The 7,046-nt window shown below is 66.2% G+C and carries 3 protein-coding genes and 1 pseudogene; all 4 read left to right on the top strand.

The features are described 5' to 3' along the window. The first annotated feature begins 516 nt into the window (after nt 1-516). The gene (locus P3W85_RS12035) at nt 517-1,764 is read left to right on the top strand and encodes an efflux RND transporter periplasmic adaptor subunit (RefSeq protein ID WP_276264958.1); all 1,248 of its coding nucleotides are present in this window, start codon (nt 517-519) and stop codon (nt 1,762-1,764) included. A gap of 15 nt (nt 1,765-1,779) precedes the next feature. Further along, nucleotides 1,780-4,950, top strand: a complete 3,171-nt coding sequence (locus P3W85_RS12030) for an efflux RND transporter permease subunit (protein WP_276264957.1) — start codon at nt 1,780-1,782, stop codon at nt 4,948-4,950. 1 nt (nt 4,951) lies between these two features. After that, nucleotides 4,952-6,480 (top strand): annotated as a pseudogene (locus tag P3W85_RS12025) (efflux transporter outer membrane subunit). Nucleotides 6,481-6,566: 86 nt separating this feature from the next. Further along, nucleotides 6,567-7,037 carry a GNAT family N-acetyltransferase gene (locus tag P3W85_RS12020; protein WP_276264956.1) on the top strand — a complete coding sequence of 157 codons (471 nt, stop codon included), beginning with the start codon at nt 6,567-6,569 and terminating at the stop codon, nt 7,035-7,037. Nucleotides 7,038-7,046: the final 9 nt, after the last annotated feature.

Raw genomic sequence — 7,046 nt, 5'->3', positions numbered from 1 at the left:
GAACAATGCTTGCAATGCGTGCACTGGCGCCGGCCCGTACCGGCTGCTCGGTTCCTGCGGGCCGAGGCCGGACCTGCCGCGCTACGGCAGGAACGCGGTGCATTTCGAACAGCGCCTTGCACCATCGAGGGGCTTCCCGCCTTCCCGACTATCCTGCGTGCTTGCCTCGCCTCGCTCAGCCAACCGGGCGCAATCCTGTCCGGTGGCAATCAGACTCCCGAACCAGGCGGTCCGTCCGCAACGGATGGCGTTTCGCCGTCCCGGCTGCGGCGGGTTCTGCACTGGCTGCCTGCCAATGCCGGCATCGCCGGCCGCCGGCGGATAAACCCGCTGCCGGCAAGCCTGAACATGGCCGCTCGGCCGGATGATGCACGGGTTGCCGGGCAGCACCGCGCCGCCGCCCGGCGCCTCCCGGATCGCAGTACCCTTCACGCGCTTCGCCACCTGCCACCGAGATCCAGGAGCACGCGCACGTTCATGCTGCCAGTCCAAACCTACTGATCCTGAGGTCTCTTCATGCGCGTCGAACGGGTTCCATTTCGCCATATCGGTGCGGCGGCTGCCGTCTTCCTTTCCGCGTGCGGACAGAAACCAGCGGCACCGCCGCCGCAAGCGTTCGAAGTCGGCATCGTCACCGTCAAGCCGGCCACCGTGCCCGTCACCACCGAGTTGCCGGGCCGCACGAGTGCCTTCCTGGTGGCACAGGTGCGGGCCCGGGTCGACGGCATCGTGTTGCGCCGCGAGTTCACCGAGGGTGACGAAGTCAAGGCGGGCGAGCGCCTCTACAAGATCGACCCGGCGCCCTACGTTGCCACGCTAAACAGCGCCAAGGCAGCCCTGGCGAAGGCGCAGGCCAACGTGGCTACGCAAGACGCGCTGGTCCAGCGCTACAAGGTACTGGTCGCGGCAAATGCCGTAAGCAGGCAGGACTACGACAACGCCGTTGCCGCGCTGGGCCAGGCGGTCGCGGACGTGGCCGCCGGCAAGGCCAGCGTGGAAACGGCGCAGATCAACCTGGGCTACACCGATGTCACCTCGCCGATCACCGGCCGCAGCGGCTTGTCGCAAGTCACGCCGGGCGCCTACGTGCAAGCCAGCCAGGCAACGCTGCTGACCACCGTGCAGCAACTGGACCCGGTCTATGTCAACCTGACGCAATCGAGCGTCGACGGCCTGCGGCTACGGCGCCAGATCCAGGAAGGACGCCTGCAGACCAGCGGCATCCATGCCGCGAAGGTCACCCTGTTTCTCGAGGATGGACGGACCTACCCGCAGACCGGGCAGCTCCAGTTCACCGACGTCAGCGTCGACCAGAGCACTGGTTCGGTGACCGTGCGCGCCATCTTCCCGAACAAGGACCGCGTACTGCTGCCCGGCATGTTCGTGCGCGCGCGCATTGACGAAGGCGTCAACGACAAGGCCATCGTCGTGCCCCAGATCGGCGTCACGCATGATCAGAAGGGACAGGCGGTGGTACTCGTCGTCGGCCCGGACAACAAGGTCGCGCAACGCCAGATCGTCACCGCGGGCACCTACCGCGACAGCTGGGTGGTGGACAGCGGCCTGAACCCCGGCGACCGCGTGATCGTGAACGGCGTGGAAAAGGCGAAACCCGGCATGACGGTCAAGGCGGTCGAAGCCACGCTGCCGGCACCGCCGGCCTCCGGCGCGCAGGCGCCGGCCATGCCCGCCGCGAGCGCGGCACCTGGCGCGGCCAGCGCGCCGGTTGCCCCGGCTCCTTCGTCTGCTCCGGCAGCGCAATAAAAGGGAGCCTGTTTCATGGCAAAGTTCTTTATCGACCGGCCGATCTTCGCGTGGGTGATCGCCATCATCCTGATGCTGGCCGGGCTCGCGTCGATCTTCACGCTGCCGATCGCGCAGTACCCGACCATCGCCCCGCCCGCCGTGCAGGTCAGCGCAACCTATCCCGGCGCGTCCGCGAAAACCGTCGAGGACACCGTCACGCAGGTCATCGAGCAGCAGATGAGCGGCCTCGATCACCTGCTGTACCTGTCGTCCACCAGCGACGACGCCGGCACGGCAACCATCACGCTGACCTTCGCGGCCGGCACCAATCCGGACATCGCGCAGGTGCAGGTGCAGAACAAGCTGCAGCTCGCCACGCCGCTGCTGCCGCAGGCCGTGCAGCAACTCGGCACCAAGGTGACCAAGTCCAGCAGCAGCTTCCTGCTGATCCTGGCCTTCGTGTCCAAGGACGGCAGCATGAGCCGGTACGACCTGGCGAACTACGTGGCGTCGAAGGTGCTGGACCCGATCAGCCGGATCGACGGGGTCGGCACCGTGACGCTGTTCGGCTCGCAGTACGCCATGCGGATCTGGCTCGACGCCCCCAAGCTGAACAACTACAGCCTGACCCCGATCGACGTGAAGAACGCCGTCGTTGCACAGAACGTGCAGGTGGCCGGCGGCAGCCTGGGGGGCACGCCCTCGGTGCCGGGGCAGATGCTGCAGGCGACCATCACGGAAGCCACGCTGCTGCAAACGCCCAAGCAGTTCGGCGACATCCTGCTGAAAGTCAATACGGACGGCTCGCAGGTGCGCCTGAAGGATGTCGCGCGTATCGAACTCGGGGGCGAGAACTACAACTTCGACACCAAGTACAACGGACAGCCGACCGCAGCCTTCGGCATCCAGCTGGCCACCGGCGCGAACGCGCTGGACACGGCCAAGGCGGTACGCACCAAGATCGCCGAGCTATCGAGGTATTTCCCGAACGCGCTGGTAGTGGAGTACCCGTACGACACGACGCCGTTCGTGAAGCTATCGATCGAGGAAGTGGTCAAGACCCTGTTCGAAGGGATCCTGCTGGTGTTCCTGGTCATGTACCTGTTCCTGCAGAACCTGCGCGCCACGCTGATTCCGACCATCGCCGTGCCGGTGGTGCTGCTCGGCACCTTCGCAGTGATGTCGGTGGTCGGTTTCTCCATCAACACGCTGTCAATGTTCGGGCTCGTGCTTGCCATCGGCCTGCTGGTGGACGATGCCATCGTGGTGGTGGAGAACGTCGAACGGGTCATGGCCGAGGAGGGGCTGTCGCCGCGCGACGCGACCCGCAAGGCGATGGGGCAGATTACCGGCGCCCTGGTCGGGGTGGCGCTGGTGCTGTCCGCGGTGTTTGTGCCGGTGGCGTTCTCGGGCGGCTCGGTCGGCGCGATCTACCGGCAGTTCTCGCTGACCATCGTCGCCGCGATGGTGTTGTCCGTGCTGGTGGCCCTGATCCTGACACCGGCGCTGTGCGCGACCATGCTCGAGCCGATCCCGAAAGGCCATCACGATGAAAAGACCGGCTTCTTCGGCTGGTTCAACCGCATCTTCGCGAAAAGCCAGAAGAAATACCATGGCGGCGTGGTGCACGTGATCCGCCGCTCGGAGCGCTGGCTGATCATCTACCTGGTGGTGATCCTGGCCGTGGGCCTGCTGTTCGTGCGGCTGCCGAAGGCTTTCCTGCCCGAGGAAGACCAGGGCACGCTGTTCGTGCTGGTGCAGGCGCCTGTGGGCTCCACCCAGGAACGTACCGCAAAGGTACTGGCGGACGTGCAGAACTACCTGCTCAGCGAAGAAAAGGACGTGGTCGAGGCGGTACTGACGGTCAACGGTTTCAGCTTCGCCGGCCGCGGCCAGAATTCGGGCCTGGCGTTCGTTCGCCTGAAGGATTTCTCCGTGCGGCAGGCATCCAACCTGAAGGCCCCTGCCCTGGTGGGCCGGATATTCCGGCACTTCTCCGGGTACAAGGACGCCAATGTGTTTCCCGTGAATCCGCCATCGATCCCGGAACTCGGCACCGCCTCCGGCTTTGACTTCGAACTGCAGGACCGCTCCGGCCTTGGCCACGAGAAGCTGATGGCGGCGCGCAATCTGCTGCTCGGCATGGCGGCGAAAGACCCGATGCTCGCGCAGGTGCGCCCGAATGGCCTGAACGACACGCCGCAGTTCAAGGTCGGCATCGACCGCGAAAAAGCCAACGCGCTGGGCGTCAGCCCATCCGACATCGACCAGACCTTCTCCACCGCCTGGGCCTCGCTGTACATCAACAATTTCCTGGATACGGACAACCGGATCAAGAAGGTCTACCTGCAAAGCGAGCCGAAGTACCGCATGAACCCGGAGGACCTGTACACCTGGTATGTGCGCAATTCGGCCGGGACCATGGTGCCGTTCTCCGCGTTCGGGACGGGGGCATGGATCTACGGCTCGCCCAAGCTCGAGCGCTACAACGGGATTCCCGCGGCCGAAATCCAGGGTGCGGCGGCCCCGGGCAAGTCGACCGGCCAGGCCATGGCGGCCGTCGAGGCCATCGCGGCGAAACTGCCGGACGGCATCGGCTACGAATGGACAGGCCTGTCGTATCAGGAGCGGCAGTCCGGCTCGCAGGCGCCGATCCTCTACGGGATCTCGATACTGGTGGTGTTCCTGTGTCTCGCCGCGCTGTATGAGAGCTGGTCGATCCCCTTCTCCGTGATCATGGTGGTGCCGCTCGGCGTGCTCGGCGCGCTGCTCGCCGCCACCTTGCGCGGGCTGGAAAACGACGTGTTTTTCCAGGTCGGCCTGCTGACCACGGTGGGGCTGTCGGCCAAGAACGCGATCCTGATCGTGGAGTTTGCCCGCGACCTGCGCGACCAGGGCAGGACCACCGTCGAAGCGGCAATAGAAGCCGCCCGCCAGCGCCTGCGCCCGATCCTGATGACTTCGCTCGCCTTTATCCTCGGCGTGCTGCCGCTTGCCATCAGCAACGGCGCAGGCTCCGGGTCCCAGCATGCGATCGGCACCGGCGTGATCGGCGGGATGCTGACCGCGACCTTCCTGGCAATCTTCATGATCCCGATGTTCTTTGTCGTGATCAGCAAGTTCAGCAAGACGAAGGCCGCGCCGCCCCGGCCCTCGTCCGGCGATGACGCTGGCGGCGCCGGCACGCTCAGGCAAGGACATTGAGATGCCCGGATACGCAATCATGGCGACCATCGCCGCCGCGCTGCTGGCGGCAGGCTGCACGCTCCAGCCACGATATGAGCGCCCGCCGGCACCCGTGGCCCAGACCTTCCCGACCGGTGGAGCCTATGAAAAGGAGCCGGACAATGCCTCACACGCCGGCGCCGGCGCGCCGGCCACCGAAATCGGCTGGCGGGATTTCTTCGCCGATCCGCGCCTTCAGCGCATCCTGGAACTGGCGCTCAAGAACAACCGGGACCTGCGCGTATCGATCCTGAACGTGGAGGCCGCGCGTGCGCAGTACCAGATCACGCGCGCGGGCCTGTTCCCTGCCCTGAACGCGGTGGCCTCGGGAACCCGGTCGCGCACCCCCAGGGATCTGACCCTCTCCGGCAATCCGATCTCGTCCGAGTATTCGGTCGGCGTCAACGCGTCGTGGGAAATCGACCTCTTCGGCCGCATCCGCAGCCTGAAAGACCAGGCGCTGGCGCAATACCTTGCGCTGGCCCAAACCCGCAAGGCAGCGGAAATCGCGCTGCTGTCGACGGTAGCGGACCAGTATCTCACCATGATTGCCTTCGACGATGCGCTCGCCGTCACGCGCAACACGCTGTTGACGGCCCAGGAATCGCTACGGATCACCAGCCTCAAGTTCGACACCGGCGCCGGGTCGGAACTCGACCTGCGGCAAGCGGAAGGCGTCGTCGAGCAAGCGCAGGCCAACCTGGAATCGCAACGCCGGCTGCGAGCCCAGGCCGAGAACGCGCTGGTGCTGCTGGTGGGCGAGCCCCTGCCGGAGGACCTGCCGCCGGGCCTGCCCCTCGGCAACCAGGACCTGCTCGCCGATATCCCGGCGGGTCTGCCGTCCGACCTGCTGACGCGGCGTCCGGATATCGCGGCAGCGGAGCAATCGCTGCTTGCCGCCAATGCGAACATCGGCGCGGCCCGTGCGGCGTTTTTCCCGCGCGTGTCCCTGACCGGCAGCGCCGGAACACTGGCGCCATCGCTGGGCGGCCTGTTCAAGCCAGGCTCCGCGGCCTGGTCGTTCGCCCCGCAGATCACCCTGCCGATCTTCTCGGGGGGCCAGAACGTCGCCAGCCTGGAACTGGCGCAGGTACGGAAGCGCATCGAGATCGCCAATTACGAGAAGGCTATCCAGACGCCTTTCGCGAAGTGGCGGACGGCCTTGCGGCACGCGGCACCTTCGACAAGCAGATCCAGGCACTGGAGCGCTTCACCAACTCGCAGAACCGCCGGCTGACGCTGTCGGACCTGCGCTACCGCAATGGCGTGGACAGCTACCTGAGCGTCCTGACTGCCCAGACCGACCTGTATAACGCACAGCAATTGCTGATCACGGCACGCCTGCAGCGCCTGACGAACCTGGTCGACCTGTACCAGTTCCTGGGCGGCGGATGGGTCGAGCGGGCGGGCGACCAGCCACGCGCGGCAACCGCGCCGGTGGGCTACAGCCCCGCTGCGCCGGCCCCGGCAACCCGAGCCGGCGCGCCGGAACCGCTCCCGTCCCCCTAAGCGTCTTCAGGCAACGCACTTCCCTCGCTGGCGGCGAACGGCCATACTGCCTGGGTTCTTACAACCTGGCAGGATCGGAAGCGTCGATGGAAATCTCCATACGGGAATTCGTGGAAGCAGATCGCGAGGCGCTTCGCGCGCTGTTCGTTGCGTCGCGCGATGCGGCCTTTGCCTGGTGCCCGCCCGGGGCCCACAAGCGGGAAGACTTCGACGCGTGCACGGAGGGCGAACGCATCCTGGTAGCGGTCGCGGCAGGCCATCCCGTCGGCTTCGCATCCGTCTGGGAACCCGACAGTTTTCTGCACAACCTGTTCGTGCATCCGCAATACCAGCGGCAGGGCGTGGCCAGTGCGCTGCTGGCCAGTTGCGAGGCGTACTTTTCCTGCCCGCCCACGCTCAAATGCGTCAAGGCCAATGACAATGCCCGGCGGTTCTACCTGTCCCGGGGATGGCGCGTGCAAAGCGAGGCGGAAGGCCCGGATGGCCCCTATCTCCTGATGGTGCGGCTTCCGGCTACGGAAGAGAACACAAGTAGCATGGCAAGGCCGGACGGCTGACAACGCCGG

Origin of the sequence: Cupriavidus basilensis (assembly GCF_029335485.1) — a bacterium.
Lineage (GTDB): Bacteria > Pseudomonadota > Gammaproteobacteria > Burkholderiales > Burkholderiaceae > Cupriavidus > Cupriavidus basilensis_E.
Note: the sequence above shows the minus strand (reverse complement) of the source record. Positions and strands in the feature narration are given on the sequence as shown.